At 72.0% G+C, this 726-nt stretch carries 1 pseudogene; it reads right to left on the reverse strand.

The features are described 5' to 3' along the window. Positions 1-726, reverse strand: a pseudogene (gene alaS, locus BN903_RS09070) (alanine--tRNA ligase); the annotation flags it as partial.

Below are 726 nucleotides of genomic sequence, written 5' to 3' on the forward strand. Positions count from 1 at the left end.
ACCGCGACCTTCCCGTCGTCGACGTGGGCGTTCGCGGTGGCGCGGAGCTCGTCTGCGTCGCCGTCGAGCCGCTGGATCACCGCGGTCGTCCCGTCGACCTCGACCTCCTCCGCGTCGGCACCGCCGGAGGCGCGAGCGGCCGCGAGCTCCTCTTTGAGCGACTCGATCTCTTTCCCCCGCGCCTTCCACTCCTCGAAGAAGCGCTCGGCGGTGTCGGGCACGTCGAGCGGGTCGACGTCGAGGATATCGGCCGCGTCGTACAGCGCGTCCTCGGTGCGCTGGGTCGCCTCCACGGCGGCGGCACCCGCCGCGAACACGATGCGCTCGACGCCGTCTTGGACCGGCTCGGTCTTCAGCACCTTCACCGCGCCGATCTCGCCGGTTCGGTCGACGTGGGTGCCCGCGCAGGCCTGAACGTCGGCGTCGCCGACGTGGATGAGACGGACGTTCGTTCCCGGCGGGACGCCGCCCTGATACAGGTCGAAGCCGTGTTCGGCCTCCGCCTCGTTGCGGTCGGGCCACTCCTGCCGGACGGGCACGTCGTCGCGGACCAGCTCGTTGGCGACGCGTTCGATCGCCTTCACGTCCTCGCGGGTGATGCGCTCGAAGTGGCGCACGTCGAGGCGCGCGGAGTCGGTCCCCTTCTGGGCACCGGCCTGCCGGACGTGGCCCCCCAGCACCTCGCGGGCTGCGTGACCGATGAGGTGCGTCGCGGTGTGGTGCGCG

The sequence above is a fragment of the Halorubrum sp. AJ67 genome (assembly GCF_000513435.1).